This is a genomic window from Streptomyces sp. NPDC054841, assembly GCF_053611045.1.
Genome location: NZ_JBSGZO010000873.1, coordinates 1 through 1,589, shown reverse-complemented (window position 1 = coordinate 1,589; position 1,589 = coordinate 1). Strand labels below are relative to the sequence as shown.

At 71.0% G+C, this 1,589-nt stretch carries 2 protein-coding genes; one reads left to right on the top strand and one right to left on the bottom strand.

The window, feature by feature from the left end; translation table 11 throughout:
• The first annotated feature begins 202 nt into the window (after positions 1 to 202).
• The gene (locus ACWGI8_RS44095) at positions 203 to 907 is read left to right on the top strand and encodes an aquaporin (protein ID WP_453669235.1); all 705 of its coding nucleotides are present in this window, start codon (positions 203 to 205) and stop codon (positions 905 to 907) included.
• A 154-nt stretch (positions 908 to 1,061) separates the two neighbouring features.
• Here the strand turns inward: ACWGI8_RS44095 and ACWGI8_RS44090 are convergent, their stop codons facing one another.
• Positions 1,062 to 1,517 carry a DUF3574 domain-containing protein gene (locus tag ACWGI8_RS44090; protein ID WP_453669233.1) on the bottom strand — a complete coding sequence of 152 codons (456 nt, stop codon included), beginning with the start codon at positions 1,515 to 1,517 and terminating at the stop codon, positions 1,062 to 1,064.
• Positions 1,518 to 1,589: the final 72 nt, after the last annotated feature.

Sequence of the window (1,589 nt, the reverse complement as noted above, 5' to 3'; positions counted from 1 at the left end):
GTTGTGGGGTGAGCGCATCCGGACGAATGTCCCGTGCGCACTCACGTCTAGATGAACGATAAACCATCTGGAGTGGTTTTCTGGCCACGCGCGCTGTCGCGCGCTTCAACGCGCCCCTCCGGCCCGCCCCGCCTGGCTGAGATCGTTCCGGATGGCGGAATATAGTTTCCGTCACTCGGGAACTCGTGGTGGGGGAGTCGTCATGGGAAAGGGCAGCACACTGCCGCGCCGCGCAGCGGCAGAACTGATCGGAACAGCGGCCCTGGTGGCCGTCATCGTCGGATCCGGCATCCAGGCCGCCGCGATGAGCCCGGACACCGGAGTGCAGCTGCTGGGCAACTCACTGGCCTCCGCCATCGGGGTCGGCCTGCTGATCGCCCTGCTCGCCCCGGTCTCCGGAGCCCATCTGAACCCGGTGATCACGCTCCTTGCCCGGTGGTCGCACCGCCGCGGTGGATCCGGGCTCACCGGCCCCGAAGCCGGGCTCTATGTCGCCGCGCAGTTTGCGGGCGCCGTCTCCGGTGCGCTGCTCGCGGAGGCCATGTTCGGGCGGGCGCTGGTGACATGGGCCACCCAGGTGCGCTCGGCCGGTCACCTGCTCGTCGGCGAGGCCGTCGCGACAGCGGGTCTCGTTCTGCTCGTCCACGGCCTGGAGCGGATCGGCCGTGCCCGGCTGACTCCGGTCGCGGTGGCCGCGTACATCGCGGCGGCGATCTGGTTCACGTCATCGGGCTCCTTCGCCAACCCGGCCGCCACGGTCGGTCGTGCCTTCTCGGACTCCTTCACCGGCATCGCCCCCGCTTCGCTCCCCGGATTCATCGCAGCCCAGCTCGTCGGCGGGCTCCTTGGCGCAGCACTTGTCGCGGTCCTGTACGGACGCCCTTCCGCCGCGCGTCTTCCGCGATAGCGCCGCCGCTCCCCGCGGAACGGGCCGGCCGTTGCTCGCCGTGGAACGGGCCGGCCGCTGCTCCCCGTGGAACGGTTCGGCCGCTGCTCCTCCTGGAACGGGCCGGCCGCCCTTCCCCGTGGAACCGGTCAGCCGCCGTCCGTCGCGAAAGCCGTCAGAAATCCGCCCGGACGGTCTCGTCGAGCCGGGCCACGGACTCCTGTCCGTACAGCAGCTTGTACGTCGTGCGGATTGTCTCGATGCTCCGGTCCCGGCTGCCGCCCCCGGTCGCCGGGTAGATCAGGATCAGCTCGTACGACCGCTCCCGCTCGATGATCCCGCCGGCATCACGCCACTGCCCCTGCCCGCCCTGCACGGTGAGCCCGTCGGGGAAGGCGGGCGTGACATACCGGTCGATGAAACCGCTGAACTGCCGGTCGGCGACGGCGGGCCCGCCGTCCGGCCGCGCGGTTCCGAAGAACAGCCGTGTCTCGATGTACTCCTGGCCCTGCGCCGCCGCCCGGACGGGCTCCTCGTCCAGCGCCGCGTACGCGGCCGGAGCCCCGGCGGCGAGCACGGCGGCGGTGGCGGCCGCGACGGCGAGGCGGGTTCGCGAGAGCGTGATCGGCACAGAGAACTCCTTCTTGCGACCGGGGTTGTGCGATCACTCTGGCAAGCCGGGCAGCCGCCGTGTACAGCTTTG

Bases quoted from the DNA above. Each gene is read 5' to 3' on its own strand.
- ACWGI8_RS44095 (WP_453669235.1), top strand. From the start codon at position 203: ATGGGAAAGGGCAGCACACTGCCGCGCCGCGCAGCGGCAGAACTGATC.